We start from the raw sequence: 24928 nt of genomic DNA on the forward strand, positions 1-24928 counted from the left end.
CGTATCGCCATGTCACGGGACCCTTCGAGCAACCGACCGGTCTGTTTGGCCGACAGTCGCCGCCGATCTCCTGCGTGCCATGGACGCCGTACCCACCAGCCGAGGCGGGGGATCCCGGAAACCCGGATGACACGTGTCCGCTTGATGTGGTTCAACAAGAGGATGGCATCAACCGATCACCTTGCCGTCGAGTTCCGTACGGTATTCACCCATCCTGGGTTCGCCGTGGCGAAAGAGCGCGAGCCATCAGTGTTCGACATCCCCCTCGCGGAAGGGACGATGACGGTGAACGTGCACGGTGGCGATAACGACGACCCGGACCGAGGGCCTGCGCTGTGCACGGTCGTGGTTCGCCGCCGAATCGCGGGCAAGCCGGCCCAAGCTCTTCAAGACTGCTGGAAAAAACAGTCACCAACCGAAGACGCGCTAGGCGGCGCGGTGGTGATTTCGCAGCTGCCGCGATATCTCAGTGATCCGCTGACGGAGGTGGCCAAGGCATCCGAAGAAGCGGTACGGCGTTTGCTGTGGCTGTACCGCTGGCGTTGGGGTCTTGATCCCCACCGGCAGCCGCAGGTCAAAATGATCAGCTCTGATTACTCGATCACTGACGGCCAATGGCGGCCGACGCCAGAGCCGGATCAGCGGTGGAGCGTGGGCCGTCCCTACTTGAACCAGATCTCCCTGCGTCATCAGGAGAGCATCGCCCACCTCATCGATGGGGGCCTGCAGACTCCGCTTGGCCATGAGTTGCTGGCTGAGGCCGAGGAACTGATCTATGTGGCTCCGCGCAGTTGTCTGCTGATCAGCGTGGCCGCGGTCGAGGTGGGTTTCAAAGAACTGGTGAGCAGGTTGGTTCCCGATGCCGCGTGGCTGATGAAGGAGACTCAAAGCCCGCCCTTGATCAAGTTCTTGAAGGACTACCTTCCGCTGCTCCCTCGACAAGGGCGGCTGTCCGACAACGGTGACGACGAGACCATCTCCGAATCCACCATCAAGCAGGTGCAGCGTGCGGTGAAGATGCGCAATGATCTTGCCCACCGGGGCCATACCCCGATCGATTCCGAGTGGTTGAGGAAATGGCTGTACGTAAGCGCTGACTTGCTGTATTTGTTCGAGCTTTATGCGGGGCACGAGTGGGCTGAGATTCATCTTCTGAACGCAATCCACGACGGACTGCTGCAGTGATGCTGCGCCAGAGGAGGGGCCCGCGCACCCGCGACCAATACTTGACTCGGCTGGATGCGGCCAGCAGCGAAACGTCCAGAGCGGCACCCCAATCCGCCAGCGCCCGGTCGCAGGCGGCCGTAGCTCGCTCTGCGGGTGCGCGAGTTTCACCAGCATCGAGGTGGTGGTGGAGCCTTGCTGCCATCGCGTGTGGAGGTAGGGCTTGTAGGGGTCCAGGATGCTGGGGCGGCCGCTCCACCGGCCGGCCAGCAGTTGGTCGGCTGTGGCGGCGTGGGCCAGGCCGCGCACGGTGTTGCGGGCCAGGCCGAGTTCGCGGGCGATCGGCCGCAGGCCCATTCCGCTGGTGGGCAAGGCGTGGACGGCTGCGTGCTGGCGGAGGACCCGGTCTGACAGCCGGCCGGTGCTGCGTGGTTGTGGTGCCGGATTGTTCGGTAGGCGGGTGGTGTCCAGCGGTGCCGGCTCGGCCGTGGGGTCTTCATGCTGCGGCTCGGCCGGCAGTGCACGGTGGCCGGTGACGGTTTTTTCCACGGCTTGGACCAGGTTCCAGCGGTCGGCGACATGAACCGCCTGAGGTGCCCCAAGACGCCCGGCTTCTGCATATGCCTGGGAGCGGTCCCGGCAGATCACCTGGATCTCGGGACGGTTGGCCGGCCAGGCGGTCACCGTCGCCACGGCCCGGTCGGGCAGCAGATCGACCGGGCGGCGGTTTCGATGTCCACCAGGATGGTGGCGTAGATGTGTCCCCTGCGCAGGGCGAACTCATTGATGCCGAGTACGCGGGGTGTGCTGGTCTGCGGGTCGGGCATGGCGCGGATCAACCGAAGCAGGGTGGAGCGGCTCACGCCGGCCGCCAGTGCTGCGGTCAGGCGGGCTCCTGCCCGGCCGGCGGCACCACCGCCGTCTTTTGCAGCACCGCGTGCAGATCACGGCTGCGCCGCCCTTATCGGAAGGTCAGCCCCTCCACTTGCTCGGTGAACGTCGCGCGTGGACACTCGGTTGTCGAGCAGCGGAAACGCTGGACGCGTAACTTCGGCACGGTCGGGCGGCCGCCGATCGCCGCCTCGGCGAGCCGACGTACATAACGACTATGGACACGGTGCGAGGCCACCCCGCACGCCGGACAGTTGGCTGCAGAGCCGGTGACCCGCGCCTGAACCACGACACGCTCAGGACTTACCACCACCTTGCCGACCACAACGCTCTCGGTCTTGGGGAACCATACGTCCCGGGCAACTTGATCATCCACAGCCGTTCATGATCGTGGTCGTGGTGACCCTCCGTGTCCCCTGCACGGAAAGTGATCCAGAACCAGGATTCACGCGTCGTCGACAAGTATCGCCGCCTTCGTTGTTATCCCTCCAGGGGCGATCAGCGGATGGGGCGGCCCCACCTCGTACGACGAGGGTCGGCCGTGTTGTTATCCCTCCAGGGGTGATCAGCGGCGTGCTCATGAAGGGCCTGGAGTCGGCGATGGACGCGTTGTTATCCCTCCAGGGGTGATCAGCGGCCTCCCCCCGCTGTCGGTGGTACGGGGGGAGGCGGCGTTGTTATCCCTCCAGGGGTGATCAGCGGCGTCGCCAGCAAGACCGGCTCGCCGACGCGCGTCCGGGTTGTTATCACTCCAGGGGTGATCAGCGGCCCATCCGCGACGTCTACATCACCAGCGGAAACATGTTGTTACCCCTCCAGGGGTGATCAGCGGCTCGTGCTCGCGCCCGGCCCGCCCCGGGGCTTGGCCGAGTTGTTATCCTTCCAGGGGTGATCAGCGGCCCGAGAGGCGTGGCCGCCTGCCGGGGAGCGCAGCAAGTTGTTATCCCTCCAGGGGTGATCAGCGGCCTTCGGTGGTGATCAGGCGGGGTGGGCTCATCACGTTGTTATCCCTCCAGGGGTGATCAGCGGCCAGATAGGGGATCGCTTCGCGTGTATGCCATCGATGCGTTGTTATCCCTCCAGGGGTGATCAGCGGCTGCAGCGGGGGGAGCTCGTCGAGCTCGACGGCCACCGGGTGTTGTTATCCCTCCAGGGGTGATCAGCGGCGAGGAACGGGCAGGCCGCGCTGGTGGTGGCGCTGGACAGGTTGTTATCCCTCCAGGGGTGATCAGCGGCGACGGCGCACCGCCCTTCCACGACCGCCGACCGGTTGTTATCCCTCCAGGGGTGATCAGCGGCCCGCCCGTGCCAAGACGCGGTCCACTCCTCGTACGCGCGAGTTGTTATCCCTCCAGGGGTGATCAGCGGCGTGGGCCTCCGCCACACCGACCGCCCCGCAGAACGGGTTGTTATCCCTCCAGGGGTGATCAGCGGCCTGAGCACGGCCTGCCGGCGTGGGACCTGGTGATCGCGTTGTTATCCCTCCAGGGGTGATCAGCGGCCCTGACCATCGCGCTGCGCACACTGCTGACCCCCGGGTTGTTATCCCTCCAGGGGTGATCAGCGGCTCCAGCATGTCTCCGGACCACTCGGGAGCGGTCATGTTGTTATCCCTCCAGGGGTGATCAGCGGCCGCCCGGCTCGGATCCCACGCCAACGACACGCTGGCGAAGTTGTTATCCCTCCAGGGGTGATCAGCGGCCCGACAGTAAAGTCGCAGGTCAGTACTATGCTCGGCGGTGGCGTCAGGGCAATTTCTGCAGCGGTCCGGCGGTAGTGCATCGGTGCAGGTGGGAGCTTGATCAAAGGACGGGGCTGGTGTTGCCGAGGTTCTGGCCGATGGTTTCGGTTTCGACGAGCGTGGGGGTTTGGATGCGGTAGATCAGGACGCTGTCGTAGGTGGGGTCGATGACTTTGCGGATGGCGGTGGTGAAGTTGCGGTGCTGGGCGGTGGACAGTTCGCCTTGGAAAACGCTGCGTTGGACCCAGTGCAGGTAGCGACGGCAGGTTTTCAGCACTTGGGGGTTGCGTTCGGCGAGGGTGTCGTACACGACGATGACGAACACTGCTCACCACCATGGCCGGAAAGGCTTGTAGGGCTCGTTCTCCAGGCATAGCCGGACGAGTTTCAGGGCCTTTAGGTGGATGAGTTCTTCGTAGGAGACTTTGCGGCGGAGTTTGCGGTGGTACACCGTCGCGGCGAGTTCGGTGCGGATCAGCTCGGCGATTTTCTTGCGTCCGCCCCGGCTCAGGGAGGCATACCCCACGCCGCTTTCGAAATCGCTCTCGCGGAGGGTTTTCTGGGCGGCGGCTCTGCGCAGGATCCGTTCGGCGAACAACGGTTTGAACGGTTCGGCCAGGTCCAGGGCGAGGGTGTTGCGGCGGCGGTCGGTGTCGGCGTGCAGGAAACCGAGGGCGGGGTGTAGCGGGGTGCAGCGCAGGGCGGTGAGGACGCGCGCGTAGGTGATGGCACTCATGTAGGAGATGAACGCGTTGCCGGCGTTGGTGGGCGGGCGGCGGGTGCGCCCTTCCAGGCGTAACCATGGTGGCAGCATCGTGTCCAGGACGCCCCACGCGGTGCGCCGGAAGTTGCCCTCCACTCCCATGAGCTGCCCGGATGATTCACAGGCCGCGAGCTGGTCGTCCAGCCGGGAGAGAGGTTCGTCGAGAAGGTGGGTTTCCAGTGACCAGCGGATGTTGTGCGCGGTCGTGGCGACCAGGGTGCGCCCGACGGTGAGCTTTGTTTGCTCGTCGGCGGTCAGGGCTACCTGGCAGCGCAGGACATGGGCTGAGGAGTTTTCTTCTGCCGGGGTGAGTGCACCGGCGTAGTTGCCGTAGTGGTCCAGGACATGCACGATGACACCGTGTCTGCTCAGTACGGACACCACCGAGGTGTTGATGTCCACGTGGTCGAACAGGACCAGGTCGCGGATGTCGGTGATGGGGATGCGTACCGGGGTGGTGTCGGCGCGTTCAATGCGGATGCTGCCGTCTTCCCGGCGGACCCGGCATGGCTCGGTCAGCCAGTAGGTGCGTGAGGCGGCGCTCATCAGCCACTCCAGCAGTAGTCGAGATAGGAGCATCCCCGGCATCTGGCCCGATCCAGCCGGGCAGGCGCCGCCGGTGATGCGATGACCTGGTGAGCGCGGGCTTCGGTTTCCTCGGCGAGTGTTCGCGCGGTGCGATCCCAGGTGACCTCGACGGTGCGGCGGATCAGTGGGTAGTGCACGACGCCTCCGCGTACGTTGACGCCGCGGCGTTCCAGCAGCAGGCAGTAATGCCGGACCTGGGCGTCGTGCTGGTCGGAGGGTGCACGGGAGGACTTGGTCTCGTGGATTATCGCCCCGGTGGTGACCCAGTCGATTTTGGCCTCACCCAGGTCGAGGTCGCGGCGGCGCGTGTAAGTGGTCTCATCGACGGCCTCGCCATACTGCACCTGGGTGTTGCGCCGTTCGGGGCGATAGCCGCGCATATAGAGCCATAGCTGGCGGGGACAGTGCATCAGATACTTGATGTGGACGCCGCCCAGTCCGCTGACGTCATCTTCGTCGAGGGAGTTCAAAAGATCGTCTCCGAAGGCGCGGACGCGGGTGCCCGTTCCTTGGCTGTGGTGAGCAGTAGGCCTTGATCGGGCGTGTAGGGCACTGCGGTCACAAAGAGGCGTAGTTGCCGGTTGTAGGTGCCATGACGGTGCGCTTGGCCGTATCGCATGGGGATGAGCAGCCGGTGGGCCAGCAGCGGATCTTCGGCGGCCAGTTCGTGGTACCGGCGAAGGTCCTGCTCCAGTAGGGCGTCGGCGCTGTCGAGTTCCCTGGCCAGCCGGTCGGCGAATTCGGCACGGTCGTGGAAGGGGGTGGTGAAGGTGAGGAAGGAGGCACTGAACGCGTCGCGGCTCTGTCTGGCCCTGTCCTCCCAGTCTCGGCCCCATTCGGTGGCGTAGGCCGTCTTCAGCCATGCTGAGACGGTCTCCTCAGATATGAGCGGGCCCGGGTGTTCCCGGAGTGCGAGGTGTGCCGCCTCCAATGCAGCTTTCTCGTAGGGCCATGATTTTTTGGTCAGGTGGACGCGGAATTCGACGGCTCCGTCGGGGTGCCGGCCGCGCCGGTTGACGCGGCCGGCGCGCTGGGCGATCGCTTCGACCGGTGCCAGTTCGCTGACGCCGCGGTCGAAGTCCAGGCACAGTGACACCTCCAGCGCCTGGGTGGCGACCACCAGTCCACCGCGCCGTTCGTGTTCTCCTTTTTCCCGTTCGGGGTAGCGGCGCCGGATGCGTCTTTCAATCGCGTCGCGGTCTATGTGGCGGAAGCGTGAGTGCAGCAGGATCGCCGCGTCGGGGTCACCTGGGTAGGCGGCGAGGGCAGCGGATGCCAGGTGCTGGTACATCTGCTGGGCGCGGGCCACGGTGTTGGCCACCACCAGCACGCCGTGCCCCTCGGCCAGCCACCGGCGGATGCGTGCCAGACTTTCTGGGTTCTCGATCGGGTCCTCATCCAGCACCAGGTGGTGCCGGTCCGGCGCGATGCCCTGGGGCGCGTCGACGATTCTCACCGGAGCCGGCTTCAGGGAGTCGGACACCAGGTCGATCATGGGCTGGGCCAGTGTCGCCGACAACACGCAGACGCGGCTGCCCAATTGGGTCCATAGGCGCATCGCGGCGCAGATCCGCCCGAAAATCACCGGGTCGTAGGCGTGCAGTTCGTCCAGCACCATGAGTGCGTTGGCCTGCTCGATCAGGCCGCTTGAGTAGCGGGGGCCGGCGATCGCCGCCCGCAGCAGTTGATGCGGGGTGGCGATACGAACCCGCTGGGCGAACAGCCGCATCGCCGCGCGCTGGGCTTTGGCTTTTCGTGCCTGGGCCGGGCCTGCGTGCTGATCGTCGCCGGTGCATTCTGCGAGCAGACTCTGAGCTGCGGTGGCGTGCAAGATCGCGATGTCCTCTGGCCCAGCCTTGAGGTCCTGGAGGAAGCGGCTCCGTGCGGCGTCGATGGACGCGCGGTAGGGCAGCTGCCAGACCAGCCGGGGGCGTCCGGGCATGCTGTCCAGTTGGCGAGAGGCCCATGCCAGGCCTGCTTCGGTCTTGCCGGTGCCAGTGGGGGCACGCACGATGAGGTGCCCATCATGGCCACCCGCCTCCACCTGATGTGCGTACGGCGCCGCCATGCCGTTCAGATAGTTTGACCGAAGCGGCATGTGCGTGTGCAAGGCGACGTGAGCCGAACCGGAGTGATCGGCCAGCGTCACCGCCCCCTGGAGTAGAACGACAAGCAACCCGTCCGCGGGCCTGACCTCCTTCGTCCACATGGCTTCGATGCGTCCGAAGGTGTCGCGGGCCAGCACCCACAGTTTGCTGGGATCCTGCGGCGCCGGCACGCCCAGCTCACGGGCGTACCAGGCCAGGGCCGCCGCCCGTCGGGACACCGAGACCTGGATCCGGGGCTGCCCGGGAAAAGCGTTCTTGTTGAACCCGAACTTCGCCGGCCAGTCCGCCTCAGGTGGATAGCGCTCCGCCAGGCAGCCCGCACCGATGAGCATCCGGTGATGGAACAGCACCCCCGTGGCGATCATCTGTCGGTCCTGCTCAGGCAGGTGCCGGGTCAGCAAATCGGCGAACGCCAGCGACAGCACTTCGTGACGTTCCCCCCAGCTCTCGCCTTTGGGGCGTAGCTGCTGCTGGAAGCTCTCGGCGACCTTTCCGGCATCGTGCACCAGCCCTGCGATGCGCACCCAGGACCAGAACTGGGGATGCCCGGCCAGCACACCTGCCGCGCCGATCCGGTCGGCCAGGTCATCGGCCGCCCGCCGTACCTGAAGGCTGTGCTCGGTCAGCAACTCGGGACGTCCCAGCGGGGAATGGCCGGCCGACTTGGCCAGCACCTGCATCAGTTCCGCGGACTCCCCGTCAGGGGAGTCCGCGGCATGCATCCAGACAGCCTGATCACCGTCACGGTAGGCGCCCTGTACCGCCTCCAAACCCGCGGGGTCGGCACACCACAGGTAGTCCCGGTACGTGGTACTCATCCTGTCCAAGCTCACCTGACCGGCCAGCCGCATCACACTGGCACGGGGCGAGGTGTGTCCGCCTAGCGGAGCCAGCGCGTGCCTGACCACCGCCTCCCCCGTGGGGTGCAGCGTGATCGAGGTGATGCCGCACACCTGCACCAGGTCCTGGGATCGACCAAGACGCAGCCCCCACACCGGGCGGCGCAACGCCTGCGCGATCCGCTGCCCGTCTGGAGCAGGGATCCACAGCGTCACCCGTACACCAACCAGGAAAGGGCGGTCCCGGATGGTCATGCCACCCTTGCCTTCCCGCACCCGGCCGCCGGCCGGGGGGTTGGAACCGTCGGCGGCGACCGGGTGATAGGTCTCGGCGTCCACGCCACGTCCGTCCGCGCAAGCCGCCATGGCGAACGTGACCGGCTCAGCCGGGTTCCCCGTGGCCGCCGCGAGCATGCCGCGCACCGTGGACGGTGGCGGCACCGCCAGGCAACGACTCACCCCGGGGAACATCGGATCCCGGAATGAGGCCACCGGGGCGTACAACTCGATGCGGACCGCCTCGATCGGCTCCCGCTGATCGTGCATGCCCGATCACCTGGCCGGGTCGTCGAACCAGGCGTCGTGCCTGCCATCACGGATCTGCCCGGCCAGGGCCAGCAGCATCGAACGGGGATGCTCGATGACGACCTTGCCCGCGTCCATCAGGTCCGCAGCGTCGGTCTCGAATTCCTTGCGCACCTGCTCGCGAAACCCTGGACGCCACCCCAGCCGCACCGGCGCCTCCCACTCACCGTCCCAGGCCGCGAGCTCGTCCCGCAGCGCCTGCGCACGTACCTGCAACCCGCTGTACTGTTCCTCGCCTCCGTCGATGACGAACCCCAAGGGGTTCACCCCACCCGCCATCGGGAGCATCGCGATCAGGGCCGGCACCCGATCGCCGTAGTGCAGCGCTTTCTTGGCCCCGCCGGTCAACTCCGCCAGCGCCTCCAGCAGCACGGCCACACGCTCCCGTCGCACCGGCAGCGGAAGCCGGAGCGCCGACTGGCCACGGAACACGCATGTGGTGGCCCCCATCTGCGCCGCAGCGGCGACCCCGAGTGCGGCCTGCTCGCTCAGGTAATTGGCCCGGCCCGAGCCGTTTTGGCCCGGCAGGGTGAAGGTGCCCACACGCGGCAGATCCAGCAAGAACGGCGCAGCCAGATCAGCGGTATAGAACTCGTGGGAGTGCAGCACCGGATTTTCCACGCCCCGGGCCATCACCCCGAAGTCGCTCGTCGGATAACCGGGCTCCACCGAAAGGAACGTTCCCACCATCAGCGGGCTGTCACGGACCGTCGTCCCGCCCTCCTTGTCCTTGGAGGTCTTCATGTACCCGAACAGGTCATCATCGGCATACAGGATCGGGGCGCCCTGCGTGGTCGCCTTCTGCGCCTTGCCTTCTGCCTTGCCCACACGCACCACCGGGGACGGCTCAGCCCCCGACGCGGCCATAGTGTCCCGCCACCACCGGCGAAACGCCTGCGCCGACACATACGGGTAGGTCTTGCCACGGATCACCGTCTTCTTCACCGGCGTCTCGGTGGTCTGCTGCCCCTTGCCGTTGTTGGGCGCACCCGCGACCACCGACAACACGATCTTGCCTGCGAGGTAACTCATCAGCCGTACTCCTCTTCCTCTGCCTCGCCCCGCTCGGGATCGAACTCGACCGACTCGTCATCGTCCTGGTCATCGGTGTCGTCGTCGCTCTTGCCGACCCGGACACCACTCTTGATCAGCTCACTGAGCACAACGGTGTAGAGGCCGGCCCGCCCACGCCATTCGCCCTGCTCGAACAGCGACGAAACGAGCTTGGCATCCAACCCGTCGCGAACACTGGCAGGAACGCTGCCGTCCAGAAACAGCCGCGCGGACGCATTCACGAAAAGCCGATGCAGCTGCCACCCAGAACCCAACGCCGACCGGAACTCGTTGAACCGGCCACGCGTGGAGTCCTGGCCGATCCACCTCACGAAGATGTCCGCGACCGGCGCATACCTAGTGACGTCCATCTCATGCATCACCTCCAGATATAGACGAGACAACACGCACCATCGCCGTATCACGAGCTGTGGTAGCTCATCGGGGGTACGCAACCGGCGATATAGCTCGCCCAGCAGGCGGTCCGCCGGATACCTATCGGGATCGAACAACAGCCGGGCCACCGCGGTGTGTCCATCCAGTTGCACCGCACCGGAACGGTCACGTCGCACCAGCACGGTCCGCAACTGCCGAAACCCTTCTCGCGCGTCGGAGGCAGCCTGCATCATCCGCAGGAACCTGCCGACACCGACCCGGGTACTGCTCACCCGCAGCCACGGCTCCTGATTGTCATTCTTGAACATCCACAACGTGGCGGCGGCCGCCGGCCCAGCCCGGCCGCCGCTCGGCGCCGCGTCACCGCGCCGAGAATGATCCCGCAGTGCCTCCACCACCACGGCCTCAGGCCCGGCACCCGCCGGCAGGGAAGCGAAACCCGTCTGCACAATTCGCACCGCCCGGCTGACGTTCTCCCGCACGAATTCCCACTCGATCAGCGGGTCATCACATGTCAGCACCGTCGCCGACCCCGCCGTCAGCCACGCCCCGTACGGCAGCGCCCACAACGACACCCGGCATGCCCAGCACACCGGCCACCCCGCCACCCCTGGCGGCAACGTGTTCAGCGCCCGGACCGTATCGAACATCGGCATCAACGACTTGGCCCACAGAATCGACGACGCCAAGCCACAGAACACACACGGCCGCATCTCACCGACGCCTGTATCCCGGGCCAGCAACTTGACCATCTCCGCCCGGATCAACTCGCGATCACGCTGCCGCTTCGCATGCGTCGGCGGCGAATTCGGATACAGCGCGAAAAGCACCTTCCACCAGTCGTACTCCGCCATCCCCTGAGCAGCCACAGCCGCCCGCGCAACATCGCTGGCGATCCGCGCGGCCACCGCATCCAACACCTCTGCGGTCACCTCAACAGGCTCCTCGACACCCGGCCCACCGCTCCGAGCGACAGTCGCTGCAGAAAGCGCAGCTACGGCCCAAGCACCGCAACGCTGCAGCGGATGCCCGGTGAACACCAACGCCCCGCTCACCGCAGCCACCCAAACCCCTGCACGCAGTTGAGACCGATCCCACCCTCGTAGAAGCTCTGCAGCAACTCCGGCGCGGCCCGGACACGAAGCTTCGCCGTCGCCCCGATCCGCATCTTCCCTTGCACCTCATCCCGCCGCCGCGGCCCCGCCTCCAGCACCTCGACCTCGACGCCGTTAGGCAGTCCAAGCGCATCGGCCCGATGCCGCAGGTTGTGAGTAAGCCGCTCCAGATAGTCCGCGTCGTCCGGCAGGAGAAACCGCCCCTCGCGCTTCACCAAGATCGGAGACCGCGCGGAGAACTCGGCCGTACCGGACTCAAAACCCGCCGGCGGCGCCTCCAACCGCACTCCCCGCACCGTCAGCCGTGTCGACCCCCACCTGATCTCCGAACGCCCCGCAAGCCCCGCCAGCAAACATCCCGCGATCTGCGGCACCGGCGACCCCAACCACACCGACCCAGCCCCTGACGCCCCCCACACCCCCTGACGCCGCGTCACACCCTGGAAAAACGGCGGCGACACCCCCACCGGCTTGATCGGCGTACCCGCCCACCCCTTGTCATGCAACTCACCGGCCAGCACCGCATCCTGACTCCGCAGCAGGTCGTACACGATCCCGCGGGCAGGGCCATACACATCAGGCCAGGCAATCTGCGCTGTATCCGCAGAAACATCCACTCGAAAACGCACAGCGACATCCCGATCACGCGACACAGAGCGAACGACTGACCACTTATAGCAGTCGTCACCGACAAATACCCCGGCTTCCCGAACCCGCTATCCAGCCACGGCCGCGACCGGACCTCCACCGCATCTCAGCGAAGCGGCTGTCCGTTACTGTGACCTGGATCGATGATCCCTGGAGGGATCGCAACGGCTTATGCGTGAGAAGAAGCCAGCGTCTCGATCATCCCTGGAGGGAGTGCCTGGGGGCCTCACGGCCCCAGGCCCAACCAGCCAACCGGGCAGTTAGCTCAGTGACAGCGAGACAGAGACCCGGAGCCTCCGCGTCACACTCCTCAGTACAACCCCGATGGCTATCCCGCTCCCCAACCAAACTGCGGGGTCCAAAGCCTCGAACATCTGTCATCACCTCCTCATCGCCGCAACACCGAGTGGTCTTGCGGTTACAGCGAGGAGTCTAGGACGGTGAGACGTGATCGACAACCACCGGAAGATTTTCTCCGATAAGCCCGATTTGATCTTACGCAAAAGCCTGACGCTCCTCTGGTTGCCTTACGGATAAGCCCGATGCTTCCTCGTGGCCGTCGAGTCAAAAGGATGCCAGCCGTGAGAGCGTCGAGGACGGCGGCGATACCGGAGCCAGCGTTACCACGCCGAACGGCCTCATCACTCCCGAGGCTCAGCGATCACGCGGTTGACCCTGCCCCGCACAGCCAGGTGCGGGCTCACCTGGCCCGCCCAAGCCGAGCCACCGACTCGGCCACCCGCTACCACCAGGTCCAGGTGGGCCAGCCCTCAGCCGAGAACGGCAGGCCGGCCGAGCCCGCGGACATCGGCAAGATCACGAAGTCCGCTTGGTTGACTTCATGTCGGTTAACGGGTTGGGTAAAGCACCGTCAACGAGCTAACACACGCCACAAGGCCCCTGTGACGGCACAGGAAGCTGCACGATTTTGATCATGCTCTCACCTGCAGCGTTGCACTACCGCCGGACCGCTGCAAAATCTGGCGCGACGTTGCGATCAAATAATGCACTGACCTGCGACTTTACTATCGTGGTCGCTGATCATCCCTGGAGGGATAGCAACCCGGGGCGGAGGCTTGCCGCATGAGACTCATCAGGGTCGCTGATCATCCCTGGAGGGATAGCAACTTCCTTAGGGGGTCTGGTCGAGCACGTAGGCGGCCGGTCGCTGATCATCCCTGGAGGGATAGCAACGTGGCCTCGGACAGCCGTGTGATCAGGGACGGGTGGGGTCGCTGATCATCCCTGGAGGGATAGCAACCTGGGTGTGGTGGTTGACGCGGCACTGGTGAAGGGGGTCGCTGATCATCCCTGGAGGGATAGCAACACGCCGGGCGCCACGGTCCAGACGTGGGCGGACGGGGTCGCTGATCATCCCTGGAGGGATAGCAACGCGGCCTTCGCCGCCCTGCCGGACGGCGAGGCAGCGGGGTCGCTGATCATCCCTGGAGGGATAGCAACACCTGGGAACGGGGCTCCCGACCTCCCCCACCGTGGAGGGTCGCTAATCATCCCTGGAGGGATAGCAACACGCCGGGCGCCACAGCGAGTTGTAGTAGTCGATGGTCGCTGATCATCCCTGGAGGGATAGCAACACGTCCTCGATGTCGAGGCCGTCAAGGAGCACCAGTCGCTGATCATCCCTGGAGAGATAGCAACCGCGGATGCCCATCCCGGACTGCGTGACCGTCCAGGTTGCTGATCATCCCTGGAGGGATAGCAATAGGATATACACGCAGTTCAGTTGCTCCTGTTCCTGCTCAGTCGACAGGCGCCTGATGCTCGAACAGGTACCCAGCCTTTTCGGAATCGGCAGAATGTAGTGGTCTACCGACCCGGATTAGATATTGCTCGACATTGTGATCAGGTCGCTATGGAACTTCGGTGCGAGCGCCGTCGCGCGGTTTGCGGCCCTGCGCAACGTGACCAAGCGAGCTGACCGAGGCCGCCATGATCAACGGCGGGGTACCTTGGCCCGTTCCGGCAGATCGCCCTGCCTATGACCAATGCTGCGTTCAGAGCGCAGGCGGGCACAATCTCAGCTCGGTGGTCATGTCACCGCTTGAACTACGGTGAACACCGGCACGGCGTGCCATCAACCTAGATCACCTTCCAGGACCGCACGTTTGATCCCAGCGGCCCCATCTGGCACTACGGGCGAACTGGTGGGCGATGACCGTCCCTGATGGAAGAGCGCCGTCAGGAGTCCGGTTGGCCTGCGCCCAGCGCCACGCGGTTCGGTGCAGACTCGCGATTTGCTGATCACGGAGACGAACGCGCACTGTCACTGCCGAAGGATTACCGGCATTCTCTGCTCGGTCGGTGAGTTCAGGTCTGGAGTCGCAGTCCTCGCTGGAGATCGCGACGGGCCCGTCGTTTGTCGCGATGCGGCGGATCTCAGACATCAGAAGTTCGTACGACCCGATCAGGGCAGCCGATGGCCACGCGGCGATGATTTGCCGTCACCGTTGGCTCGGCCACGGCGATGTTCGCCCCCGGACTCGCCGAACTGCCCGCGACGAGCATGATCCAGGCCAGGGCACTACCACGGGAACCGTACCGGCTGGCCAGAAGGATGCTCATCGACGCGACCACGATCGCGCCATCGACAGCCGGCGGGATCAGCACCGCCGCCAAGCGATCCTCACCATGACGAAGGCACAACTCGTGCATGTGACGGAAGGAAACGACAGCGGCCAGCAGCGAGACACCCACGATCGTCGTACGCTGAATACGAACCCCCGCGCGAATGGCGAATGCTGGAGTCCACGGCTGATCAGCTCTTTTGCCCAAAAAGTACGAGCCGGGTGGATGCCCTGAAAGGTATGTACGTATCGAGGCTGTCGCCCCTCCGACACGAACCCCGTCCAGGATGAGTGGATATGGGCTGGGGGTCAACCGGGTCAGCATCGCGTTGGGAAACGGTGGGGACGAACGAGGGATCACGGGCAAATGGGTGTCTGAACTGGAGCGCGGTTCGGGGGGCGGCTGGGGTGTCGAAGGGGGGCGGGCGAGGGTTGTGTTAGGGCGTTGGTGTGCGGGGGTGTTACTGGACGGGGAGGCCGGTTACGGCGCGGCCGATGAGGAGTCTTTGGATTTCGCTGGTGCCTTCGAAGATGGTGTAGATCTTGGCGTCGCGGTGGAAGCGTTCTACGGGGTGGTCGCGGGTGTAGCCGGCGCCGCCGAGGATTTGGATGGCCTGTTCGGTTACCCATACGGCCGTCTCGCCCGCCACCAGTTTGGACATCGAGCCTTCGGCCTGGTTGAAGGCGCGGCCGTTGCGGGCCATCCAGGCGGCGCGCCAGGTCATCAGGCGGGCGATGTCGACCTTGGTCGCCATGTCGGCGAGCAGGAACGCGATCGCTTGGTTCTCGCCGATCTTGCGGCCGAACTGCTCGCGCTCGCGGGCGTAGTCGCGGGCGTACTCGTAGGCCGCCCGGGCGATGCCCACCGCCATGGAGGCGACGGTGGGGCGGGTCGTCTCGAATGTGCGCATGGCCGACTGTTCGCCGCTCTTGCCGCCCTCGCGTACGCGGGCCAGGCGGGCGTCCAGTTTGTCCTTGCCGCCGAGGAGGCAGCGGCCGGGGACCCGGACGTCGTCGAGGACGACCTCGGCGGTGTGGGAGGCGCGGATGCCGTGCTTCCTGAACTTCTGGCCCTGCGAGAGGCCCGGCGTGTTCGGCGGGATGACGAACGACGCCTGCCCTCGGCTGCGCAGCGTGGGGTCGACCGAGGCGACGACGACGTGCACGTTGGCGATGCCGCCGTTGGTGGCCCAGGTCTTGACGCCGTTGAGCACCCATTCGTCCGTCGCCTCGTCGTAGGAGGCGCGGGTGCGGATCGAGCCGACGTCGGAGCCGGCGTCGGGCTCGGAGGCGCAGAAAGCGCCGAGGCGGACGTCGTCGACGGTGCCGAACATCTCCGGCAGCCACTCCCCCATCTGCTCGGGGGTGCCGTTGGAGGACAGGGCGGCGGCGGCGAGACCGGTGCCCACGATCGACAGGCCGATGCCGGCGTCGCCCCAGAAGATCTCCTCGAAGGCGACGGGGATGCCGAGGCCGCTCTTCTCGAACCACTGCTGGGCGAAGAAGTCGAGCGAGTACAGCCCGATCTTGGCGGCCTCCTGGATGACGGGCCAGGGGGTCTCCTCGCGCTCGTCCCATTCGGCGCCGGCCGGGCGGATCACGGTGGCGGCGAAGTCGTGCACCCAGTCGCGTACCTCGCGGAGGTCGTCGGTGATCTCCGGGTGGAAGTCGTTCGCGCTCTCCGCCATGTCGCTCTCCTCAAGGGGGCCGGCGCCGGTGCGGCCCCGCCCTCGATCATGCTCGCCCAACCAGGCGTTACCTAAGGTAACACCATCGCCATAGAACCTTACCGGCAAGTAGGTACGGACGCGCAACGGCCATGGGAACCTGACTGCGCTACTCCGTTGTTCTCGCTGCTTCGTTGTTCTGGCCCCCTCCTTGTTCTGAGCTCTCCCGTGTCCTGAGCTCTCCTTGCGAGGAGGACTCCTTGCGAGGAGGACTCCTTGTTACGTGGCAGGACGGCCCGGTGGGTGTTCGGGTACCGGGCCGTCCTTGTGGGGGTCGTGCGTCGTTTTCAGATGGGGCAGGTCATTTCGGGAGGATGGGGGACGTCAGCCCTCCCGAGACGGGAGGGCGTCGGTCTTCCCGGGCGGGCGTGTCAGTCCTCGTCGCTCCAGATCCAGTGGTCGTGGCCGCGGTCGCGGTACGAGCCCTGGGTCTGGACGTTCAGGCGGTTGACGTTGACCTTCTTAGCCGGGTCCGTCCGCCTGTCGTTGATCTTGATGACGTCGAGGCCCCTGTTGAAGTCGCTCGCGAAGATGTAGCCGTTGTAGTAGTACGCGGACCAGAAGCCACCGGACCCCTCGGCGGCCGGGCCGCGTTCGAAGTAGCCGATCTCCTGGGGGTGCGCCGAGTCGGTGAAGTCCCAGATCGAGGCCCCGCCCTGGTACCAGGCCTGGACCATGATGTCGCGCCCCTTGACCGGGAGCAGCGAGCCGTTGTGGGCGACGCAGTTCTCCGAGTCGGCCTGGTAGCGCGGGATCTTGTAGTAGTTCTTGAACACGAGCTGGCCGTTGACGATGTCGTAGATCGCGTCGGCGCCGCGGTTGGGCCCGGTGGCCTCGTTGCAGGTGGCCGCGCCGCCGCCGCCGAGCTCGTCAGTGAAGACGACCTTCGTGCCGGCGTTGTTGAAGGTGGCCGAGTGCCAGAAGGCGAAGTTCGGGTCCGTGGTCCGGGCCGTCACCTTCGGGGCCTCGGGGTTCCTGATGTCGAACAGCACGCCGTCGCCCATGCAGGCGCCGGCCGCGATGCCCTTCTCGGCGTAGACGGTGATGTCGTGGCAGCCGCTGGTCGGCACCAGCAGGCCGGGCTGGGTCTCGTTGCCGCCGTCGGGGAACACGACCGGCGTGGCCACCACCGCGGCCGACGTCGGGTCGCGGAGCGGCACCTTGATGATCGAGATCTTGTCGTGCGGCGGCTGGCAGTCGGGGAAGGTCGCGTTCGGCGAGTACGAGGAGACGTACAGGTAGACGTTCCCGTGCCTCTTGTCAGGCAGCAGCGTGTGGGTGTGGGACCCACAGTTGGTCTCGACCGACTTGATGTACTTCGGGTTCGCCTTGTCGCTCACGTCGAAGATGCGGACGCCCTCCCAGGACTCCTTCACCGACGCGGGTTGCGAGGTGCTGGCACAGGAGTCGTCGTTGCGGGAGGAGTCGACCGAGGCGAACAGCAGGTTGCCGTACACCGACAGGTCCATCTGGGATCCGGGGCAGACGACCGAGCTGACCACGGTCGTCTTCTTCGGATTCCTGATGTCATAGATGGAGAAGCCACCGTAGTTGCCGACGAAGGCGTAACCGCCCTGGAAGGCCATGTCAGTGTTGATCGTGGCCGCGATGCTGGGCGGCTTCGGTACGTTCGCCACATGTTGCACGTTCGGGCTCATCACGATCTGGTCGGTGCCCGGGATGTCCGCCGCTTGGGCGGGCATCGCCGACAGCACCAAGGCCGCGGCCGTACCCACCAGAGCGAGGAACCGGCTTACTGAGCCGCCTCTGCGGGGGATGGACGACACTCAGGGACCCTCCTTGGTACTTTATTCCGCAAGAGAACATAGACGGGCAGATTTTCTCCCAAACCGGGACCTTTGACCATAGGACAGAGTGTCAGCAAAACATTCCGACATGATCTCTTTACGGGAAATGACCATGCAAGTTAGGGTGCTCCCGCACAACCACGAACTTCGAGGAGGCCGGGTGCGCCCAGCGCTCGTCATCGCCGCCGGTACGGTCGCGCTCGCCCTGGCGGGGTGTTCCGGCGCTTCCGCCACCCCGGCCCCCGGCGCCACCGCCCCCGTCATCGCCCCAGGTAGACCAGGTGAGACGGCCCGTACGCTGAGCCCCACCGAGGCGGTCACCGCCGTCCCCTCCCCCACGGCCAACGCGGCCGACGTGGTCTTCGTCCAGGACATGATCGTCCATCACCGGCAGGCGCTCGACATGAGCGCCGGCGCGGACGCCCACGCCCGCTCCGGCGACGTCAAGCGCATCGCCGCGCGCATCGCGGACACGCAGGGACCCGAGATCAACGCGATGATCAGGTGGCTGCGCCAGCAGGGCCAGCGCGTGCCCGAGCACCACGCCGGGCACGCCGCCATGCCGGGTATGGCGACCGCTGAGCAGCTCGCGGACCTGAAGGCCGCCACCGGTGCCGCCTTCGACCGCCTCTACCTGCGGCTGATGATCGCCCACCACCTCGGCGCGATCACGATGGCGGACGGGGAGGTGGAGAAGGGCGCCCACATCACCGTCCAGGAGCTGGCGCAGGACATCTCGGTGTCGCAGACGACGGAAATCAACCGGATGCGCCGGATCCAGGCCGGTCAGGACGGGTGACGCTGACGCGAAGCGCAGCCGAAGCCGGGAGCGCACGAAACCGGGAACGCGCCGGCTAGGACATGCGGAAGACCGGGCCGTGAGCGCGGAACGGGAGGGTGGCGCCCTCGGGGATCAGGAAGGCGTGCTCCCGCCGGATCCGCACCACGTCGCACCACCCGTCGGTGATCACCAGGATCGGGCCCTCGCGAGGGAAGTCGTCCGCGCGTTCCAGCAGGTCGATCCCGGGCTGCAGGACCGTGCCGCCCCGGCCGCGCACCCGTACCCGCCCGCTGATCTCCTCGACCGGGACGTACCCCGCGTCGTAGGCGAAGGCATCGCAGAACACCACCCGGGCGCGCGGCACGTCGCGGGCCGTCGCGTAGGACGCGATCGCCCCGAGGGCCTTGCCCAGCAGCCTCCCGTCCATCGATCCCGAGGTGTCCAGGACGACGCCGAAGGTCGCGCGCCGCACGACCTCCTCGGGCCGCACCCACCCGGGGCGCGGGATGTTCGGCGTGGCGGACTGGCGGCGGGACGGGCGGGCGTACGAGCGGCGCCGTTCCACCGTGGGGACGTGCTCCTCGAACCAGCGCGCCAGCGCCGCGTCCCACGGCAGGGGCGGCTGGTCCAGCGCCCTGATCTCCTCCTCGAGCCCCAGCGGGACGAACCCCCGGCCCGCGTCCTGGTGGTAGGCGAGCCCGGTGCAGAGCGCGCGCCGGTAGTACTCGTCCAGGTCGAGGTGGCGGCCGGGCGAACCCGGATGGGGCACGGGACGGTCGAGCACGTCGCCGAGGCCGCGCCCGCGCAGGGTGGCGAGCTTGCGCAGCCGCCGCAGGTCGACGGTGACGCGGTCGTACACGGCGTCGACGGAGGACCCCGCCAGCGACTGGTCGTACAGCAGCCCCTCGGGCATGGTGCCGACGCCCATCTCCACCAGCCAGCCGTTGATCACGTAGTCGGCGGCGACGTTCCAGAAGTACGGGTCCCGGCCGCCGGCCCGCTCGCCGTGCCGGAGCGCGGCGTGCAGCATCTCGTGGGCCAGGACGAACCGCCACTCCTCGGGCTGGAGTCTGATGAGCGGGTTCACGTAGATCTCGGCGGCCTCGGCGTTGACGGCCGCGACCGAGATGTCCCATCCGCGGGCCACGTCGGCGTTCGCGACGATCGTCATCCCGGCGGCGAGCGCGCCGAGCAGGGGGTAGGAGGAGACGAACCAGGCCAGGGCCGCGTCCCAGGGGCCGGCCACCTGGTCCTTGACCGAGCTGCGGGGGCTGCCGGCCGCCTCCAGCGCCTGGGTGGCCGCCTCGGCGATGCCGGCGGCGAGGAAGGCCGGGAAGTCCTCGTGCTTCGCGGTGTCCTCGTCGCCGACCAGGAAGTCGGGGGACCCCGCGGGGGTGAACTCGGGCGGCAGGCCGAGCATGCGCCAGTGGCCGGTCAGCGTGGCCTCGTCCTCGTGCGGCAGCTCCTCCGGCAGCGGCGCCGGGCATCGGCCGATCTTCAGCGTGCGGAGGAAGCGGTCGACGACCAGGCAGCACGCGGCCCGGTAGGCGGTCTCGGGCAGCCGCCGTACCGTGTGCCGGTCCCCGATGTTCACGCCGATGTCGGCGCCGATGTCGCGCGGCTGGGCGTTACGCGGGTCGGTGTGGCCGAACCCGAGGTGGAGCAGCAGGTGGGCGAACACCCACGCCCACTCCTCCGGCTCCGCCCGCCGCGTCGGGTGGTGCATGACGCGGCCGTCCGGGGTGACCAGCGCCCAGCTGTGCGTGCCGTACCACTCCGGTTCTCCCGGCCAGATACCGGGACGAAGCGAGCGCAGCATCGGGTGGTCGTTCGCCAGACCCCAGCCCTTGTGGACGGCCGCGCGCCACGGGTCGGCCTTCTTCTTCCTGGGCGCGGCCATGGGATCAGCTCCGTCTCGTCCGGGTCATCCGTCTCGTCCGGGTCGTCCGGGTCATCCGGGTCGTGGGGTCGTTCGTCCTGGGTGCGGCCACGCGGGTCAGTTTCGCGCGGCGACCAGGCGGGGCAGGTCGCGGCCCACCTCGACCAGGAACCAGGTCGGCAGGACGGGCACGCCGTCCACGTCGGAGGCGATGACGAGCTGCGCGCACTCCAGGGAGATCTCGGCCAGCTCGACCAGGAGCGCCTTGGCGCGGAACGCCAGCTCGCGGCCCCGGGTGGAGACGCCCCGCCGGTCGGCCGGCAGCTCCTTGATCAGGCGGGCGCGGAACGTCTCGGACAGAAAGTACAGCAGGTCGCGGTCCTCGGGCCGGCGCGGCCAGGGGGCGTCCCCCTTCAGGACCGCGTCCAGGTCGTAGGCGTGGCGCACGGTCTTCACGTACGCGCGGAACGCCGACGCGTGGGCCCCCGTCAGGGTCCCGTACGCCAGCAGGCCGAGGGTCTCCTCGTCGAGCGACTCGCCGTAGGAGTGCATGACGTCGGACAGCATGTGCCAGGCGCGCGGGGTGGAGAACGGCTCCTCTGTCTTGGGCGGCGCGCTCCACAGGTGGTCGGGGCGCTGGACCAGGTAGTCGACGACCCAGGGGTGGATGCCGTTGTTGGCGGCCCAGACGAGCCAGTCGGTCGAGGACGCGCGCAGGTGTACGTGGACCAGGCGGTTGACCAGCGCGGACGCCATCGGGCGGGCGAGCGCGTTGTCGGTCGCGCGGTTGCCCGCGCCGATCACCACCGAGCCCTCGGGCAGCTCGTAGGTCCCGAGTCGGCGGTCGAGGATCAGCGAGTAGAACGCCTTCTGCACCTCGGGCGCCGAGGCGTTGAGCTCATCGAGGAACAGGCAGTACGGCTCGGTGCGGGCGATCGACTCCGGCGGGGCGAAACGGCTGCGGCCGCCGACCAGTTCGGGTACGCCGATCAGGTCTTCGGGGGCGAGCTGCGTGCCGAGTAGAGTGACGCATTCGAGGCCGAGTGAATCGGCGAAGTCGCGGACTAGCGAGCTTTTCCCGATGCCGGGCGCGCCCCACAGGAACACCGGGCGCACGACCGTGACGTGCAGGAGCACGCCCGGGAGCTGCGCCGGGGTAATGGTGAGGGTGGCCTGCATGAGGTCAAGAATGGCAATTTCCACGGTGATCCGCACCAGGTTTTCACCAACCGACAAAACCCGAAATATCGGTTTATAAGTGGTATTGGGCCCGTGGGCTGGGCCGCTCTGGCGGGCCGGGTCCCCGATGAGCGATGCTTTTTCCCCCTTCCGGTCGTCACACATGCGACAGGGCCGTCAGAAGGACGCCATGCCAGAGCGGAGGGTGCCTCATGAGCGGGATCGAAGTGCGGGCGGACCGTACCGAGGGGGACGCGGTCGTGGCCGCGGCGCGCGCGGGCGACGAGTCGGCGTTCGGGGTACTCGTCGGCAGGCACCGGCGGGAGCTCCACGTGCACTGCTACCGGATGCTCGGCTCGTTCGAGGACGCCGAGGACATGGTCCAGGAGACGTTCCTGCGCGCCTGGCGCGGGCGCGCGACCTTCGAGGGGCGCTCCACGTTCCGGGCGTGGCTGTACCGGATCGCCACGAACGCCTGCCTGGACCATCTGGACCGCCACCCGCGCCACCCGGTCGCGCGCGAGCAGCCGGTGCTGGCCGATCCGGACGCGGCGCGCCCCCGCGCGACCGAGGTGCTGTGGCTGCAGCCCTACCCTGACCGGCTGCTGGAGCCGGTCGCGGGCCGGGACGCCGAGCCGGACTCCACCGTCGTCGCCAAGGAGACGATCGAGCTGGCGTTCATGGCCGCGATCCAGCACCTGCCGCCCCGGCAGCGGGCGGTGCTGATCCTGCGCGACGTCCTCGGCTGGTCGGCCAAGGAGACCTCGGAACTACTGGACATGAGCGTCGCCGCGGTGAAGAGCGCGCTCCAGCGGGCGCGGCCGGCGCTGAAGGAACACCTGCCGGCCCGGCGGTCGGAGTGGGCGCCGTCCGCCGACCCGACGCGGGAGGAACGTGCGGTGCTCCAGCGGTACATCGACGCCGTCGAACAGGGCGATCCGGCGATCCTGGCGGCGGCGCTACGCGCGGACGCGTGGCAGACGATGCCGCCACGGCCGATGTGGATCATGGGCGGCTCCGCGATCGTCGATGCCTGGCGGGACGCCATGGTCGGCCCCGACGCGTGGGGCGAATGGCGCGTACTGCCCACGTGGGCGAACCGGCAGCCGGTGGCCGCGGCGTACCTGAAGCGGCCGGGCGACACCGAGTACCGGGCGTCGTGGCTCGGCGTGCTGCGGGTCGAGGACGGGCTGATCGCCCAGATCACCACCTACGGCGAGGACCTGTTCCCGATCTTCGACCTGGCCCCCACGTTGTGACGGGCGACGACCAGGCGCCGCTGTCCTTCCTCGACCTGCGGATCCCCCCGTCGTTCGAGCTCAGAGGCGTGATCATCGAACCGGGGCGGGCGCGGGTGTACGACGAGTCCGAGTGGCGGGGGGCGATCGTCATGGTCGAGCAGGGGCGCGTCGAGCTCCTGTGCGCCGGCGGCGACCGCCTCGGTTTCGGGCGGGGGGACGCGCTGTGGCTGCACGGGCTCCCGGTGCAGGTCGTGTACAACCCGGGCACCGAGCCCGCCGTACTGGTCGCGATCTCCCGCCGGGACACCGGGCCGGGCGCGGGTGGGTGAGCCCGGGCGGATGAGGGCCGGCGGGTCAGGGCCGGCGGGTCAGGGCCGGCGGGTCAGGGGCGGGGGCGATTCCTTTTTCGCCGGGGCGCCGTCTCAACGTCCAGCACTTCACGAACGGGGTGCCACCCTGACCGAGAACCGAAGGAAGAGATCATGACTGAGGCGCAGAAGCGGGTCCAGACCGCGATCGAGGAGCTGGTCGAGTCCGGTGCCGAGACGGGCGTGCAGGTGGCGGTGTACCTGAGGGGCGAGCTCGTCGTGGACGCCGTGGCGGGCGTCGCCGACTCCGCCACCGGGCGCCCTCTGACCTCCGGCACGCCGATCTACAGCACGTCGACCGGCAAGGGGGTGACTGCGGCCGTCGTGCACGTGCTCGCCGAGCGCGGCGTCCTCGACTACGACACGCCGATCGCCGAGCTGTGGCCGGAGTTCGGCGCCCACGGCAAGCAGGCCGCGACCCTGCGGCACGCGCTCACCCACTCGATCGGCATCCCCGGGGTGCCGGTGGACACGACGCCGGAGGACCTGTGCGACTGGGACAAGATGTGCGCGGCGCTCGCCGCCGCTGAGCCGTGGTGGGAGCCGGGCACCAAGACCGGCTACCACCCGCAGTCGTTCGGGTACATCATCGGTGAGGTCGTCCGGCGGGCGACCGGGGAGCGCATCTCGCAGGTCCTGCGGGAGGAGATCGCCGTGCCGCTGGGGGTGGCCGACGAGCTGTACTTCGGCGTCCCGGCCACCGACCTAGGGCGCCTGGCCCGGCTGGAGGAGGCGGGCCCCAGCATGGAGATGCCGCCCGAGATGCTGCTGGAGATCCCGTTCTTCCGGGTCGTGAACGGGTACACGGCGGCACCGATGGCGGCCATGCCCGACGCCGCGTTCGGCAACCGGGCCGACGTCCTGTCGTCCGACATCCCAGCCGGCGGCACCTTCTCCGCCCGGGCGGTGGCCCGCGTGTACGCCGCGCTGCTGGGCGAGGTGAACGGCGTGCGCCTGATCTCACCGGAACGGCTGCGCGAGGTCACCGCCGTGTCGATGACCGGGATGGACGAGATCGCCGGAATGCCCGCCACCCTGGGCCTGGGCTACAACCTCAGCCCTTCCCCACACCACACGTCCAACGCGTCCGCTATGTCCGGTACATCCAGTGCCGTCGGCGCTTCCGGTACATCCGGTACATCGAGTAAGTCCGTTAGGTCCGCTGCCTCCGGTACGTCCGGTGACCCGACCCGGTTCGGGATGTCCGGCAGTGGCGGCAGCACCGCCTGGGCCGACACTGCCACCGGCCTCGCCTTCGCCCTCACCAAGAACCTGGTCTCCCCCGGCGTCTTCACGACCGCCGACCACATCACCGAGATCGTCATCACCTCCCTCTCCGACCACTAATGGGAGCTACCGGGTCGGCTGTTCGGGCAGACTCGGTGCCTGTAGCCGCTGGTGGGTGAGCACTCTCGTCCACCGGACCTAGGAGTCCTGGGGTCAGATCGTGCCCTCACCGGTGGCCAGGG

The 24928-nt window shown here is 67.4% G+C and carries 19 protein-coding genes, 1 pseudogene and 2 CRISPR repeat arrays; of the genes and pseudogenes, 5 read left to right on the forward strand and 15 right to left on the reverse strand.

Features of this window, described 5'->3' with window-relative positions:
* The first annotated feature begins 144 nt into the window (after window positions 1-144).
* Window positions 145-1185, forward strand: coding sequence for a hypothetical protein (locus NYZ98_RS34590; RefSeq protein ID WP_262848208.1), 1041 nt, complete (start codon window positions 145-147; stop codon window positions 1183-1185).
* Between the two features lie 561 nt (window positions 1186-1746).
* On the opposite strand, the pseudogene NYZ98_RS41615 reads toward NYZ98_RS34590, so the two are convergent.
* The 13 genes and pseudogenes from NYZ98_RS41615 to NYZ98_RS34645 form a co-directional block, all read right to left on the reverse strand.
* Window positions 1747-1857, reverse strand: a pseudogene (locus tag NYZ98_RS41615) (hypothetical protein); the annotation flags it as partial.
* Window positions 1845-2027 carry a hypothetical protein gene (locus NYZ98_RS34595; protein ID WP_262848210.1) on the reverse strand — a complete coding sequence of 61 codons (183 nt, stop codon included), beginning with the start codon at window positions 2025-2027 and terminating at the stop codon, window positions 1845-1847. The gene NYZ98_RS34595 and the pseudogene NYZ98_RS41615, both read right to left, overlap by 13 nt.
* Window positions 2028-2125: 98 nt before the next feature.
* Entirely contained in the window at window positions 2126-2431 is a 306-nt protein-coding gene (locus NYZ98_RS41620) for a transposase family protein (RefSeq protein ID WP_407696439.1), read from the reverse strand.
* A 100-nt stretch (window positions 2432-2531) separates the two neighbouring features.
* Window positions 2532-3757: a CRISPR direct-repeat array (repeat unit 30 nt; unit sequence GTTGTTATCCCTCCAGGGGTGATCAGCGGC).
* Between the two features lie 100 nt (window positions 3758-3857).
* Entirely contained in the window at window positions 3858-4121 is a 264-nt protein-coding gene (gene cas2 / locus NYZ98_RS34600) for a CRISPR-associated endonuclease Cas2 (protein ID WP_262848212.1), read from the reverse strand.
* A gap of 3 nt (window positions 4122-4124) precedes the next feature.
* A complete protein-coding gene (gene cas1b / locus NYZ98_RS34605) occupies window positions 4125-5105 on the reverse strand; it encodes a type I-B CRISPR-associated endonuclease Cas1b (RefSeq protein WP_262848214.1) in 981 nt (326 codons plus the stop codon).
* Window positions 5105-5617, reverse strand: a complete 513-nt coding sequence (locus NYZ98_RS34610; protein WP_262848217.1) for a CRISPR-associated protein Cas4 — start codon at window positions 5615-5617, stop codon at window positions 5105-5107. Before NYZ98_RS34610 ends, cas1b begins: the two co-directional genes overlap by 1 nt.
* Entirely contained in the window at window positions 5614-8640 is a 3027-nt protein-coding gene (gene cas3 / locus NYZ98_RS34615; RefSeq protein WP_262848219.1) for a CRISPR-associated helicase Cas3', read from the reverse strand. The genes NYZ98_RS34610 and cas3 overlap by 4 nt, the downstream gene beginning before the upstream one ends.
* A gap of 6 nt (window positions 8641-8646) precedes the next feature.
* The gene (cas7i, locus tag NYZ98_RS34620) at window positions 8647-9711 is read right to left on the reverse strand and encodes a type I-B CRISPR-associated protein Cas7/Cst2/DevR (RefSeq protein ID WP_262848221.1); all 1065 of its coding nucleotides are present in this window, start codon (window positions 9709-9711) and stop codon (window positions 8647-8649) included.
* Window positions 9711-11060, reverse strand: coding sequence for a hypothetical protein (locus tag NYZ98_RS34625; protein ID WP_262848223.1), 1350 nt, complete (start codon window positions 11058-11060; stop codon window positions 9711-9713). The genes cas7i and NYZ98_RS34625 overlap by 1 nt, the downstream gene beginning before the upstream one ends.
* Window positions 11061-11179: 119 nt before the next feature.
* Complete coding sequence (gene cas6 / locus NYZ98_RS34630; protein ID WP_262848225.1) at window positions 11180-11872, reverse strand: CRISPR-associated endoribonuclease Cas6; 693 nt, start codon at window positions 11870-11872, stop codon at window positions 11180-11182.
* Between the two features lie 1051 nt (window positions 11873-12923).
* Window positions 12924-13615: direct repeats of the CRISPR family, unit length 31 nt; unit sequence GGTCGCTGATCATCCCTGGAGGGATAGCAAC.
* 673 nt (window positions 13616-14288) lie between these two features.
* A complete protein-coding gene (locus NYZ98_RS34635) occupies window positions 14289-14606 on the reverse strand; it encodes a DUF2637 domain-containing protein (RefSeq protein ID WP_262848227.1) in 318 nt (105 codons plus the stop codon).
* Window positions 14607-14937: 331 nt separating this feature from the next.
* A complete protein-coding gene (locus NYZ98_RS34640; RefSeq protein ID WP_262848229.1) occupies window positions 14938-16164 on the reverse strand; it encodes an acyl-CoA dehydrogenase family protein in 1227 nt (408 codons plus the stop codon).
* Between the two features lie 410 nt (window positions 16165-16574).
* The gene (locus NYZ98_RS34645) at window positions 16575-17990 is read right to left on the reverse strand and encodes an LVIVD repeat-containing protein (RefSeq protein ID WP_380707715.1); all 1416 of its coding nucleotides are present in this window, start codon (window positions 17988-17990) and stop codon (window positions 16575-16577) included.
* A gap of 181 nt (window positions 17991-18171) precedes the next feature.
* Here NYZ98_RS34645 and NYZ98_RS34650 point away from each other — a divergent pair, with 181 nt between their 5' ends.
* Entirely contained in the window at window positions 18172-18810 is a 639-nt protein-coding gene (locus NYZ98_RS34650) for a DUF305 domain-containing protein (RefSeq protein ID WP_262848231.1), read from the forward strand.
* A gap of 55 nt (window positions 18811-18865) precedes the next feature.
* Here the strand turns inward: NYZ98_RS34650 and NYZ98_RS34655 are convergent, their stop codons facing one another.
* Both NYZ98_RS34655 and NYZ98_RS34660 read right to left on the reverse strand, forming a co-directional pair.
* Window positions 18866-20692, reverse strand: a complete 1827-nt coding sequence (locus NYZ98_RS34655) for a vWA domain-containing protein (protein ID WP_262848233.1) — start codon at window positions 20690-20692, stop codon at window positions 18866-18868.
* 96 nt (window positions 20693-20788) lie between these two features.
* Complete coding sequence (locus tag NYZ98_RS34660) at window positions 20789-21850, reverse strand: ATP-binding protein (protein WP_262848235.1); 1062 nt, start codon at window positions 21848-21850, stop codon at window positions 20789-20791.
* A gap of 212 nt (window positions 21851-22062) precedes the next feature.
* On the opposite strand from NYZ98_RS34660, the gene NYZ98_RS34665 reads away from it, so the two are divergent.
* The 3 genes from NYZ98_RS34665 to NYZ98_RS34675 all read left to right on the forward strand — a co-directional run bounded on the left by NYZ98_RS34665 (window position 22063) and on the right by NYZ98_RS34675 (window position 24806).
* Window positions 22063-23109 (forward strand): RNA polymerase subunit sigma-70, encoded by a 1047-nt coding sequence (locus tag NYZ98_RS34665; RefSeq protein ID WP_262848237.1) that lies wholly within the window; start codon window positions 22063-22065, stop codon window positions 23107-23109.
* Window positions 23106-23420, forward strand: a complete 315-nt coding sequence (locus tag NYZ98_RS34670) for a hypothetical protein (RefSeq protein WP_262848239.1) — start codon at window positions 23106-23108, stop codon at window positions 23418-23420. The genes NYZ98_RS34665 and NYZ98_RS34670 overlap by 4 nt, the downstream gene beginning before the upstream one ends.
* A 153-nt stretch (window positions 23421-23573) precedes the next feature.
* Window positions 23574-24806 carry a serine hydrolase domain-containing protein gene (locus tag NYZ98_RS34675; RefSeq protein WP_262848241.1) on the forward strand — a complete coding sequence of 411 codons (1233 nt, stop codon included), beginning with the start codon at window positions 23574-23576 and terminating at the stop codon, window positions 24804-24806.
* The last annotated feature ends 122 nt before the right edge of the window (window positions 24807-24928 follow it).

Origin of the sequence: Sphaerisporangium corydalis, assembly GCF_025506355.1 — a bacterium.
Lineage (GTDB): Bacteria > Actinomycetota > Actinomycetes > Streptosporangiales > Streptosporangiaceae > Sphaerisporangium > Sphaerisporangium corydalis.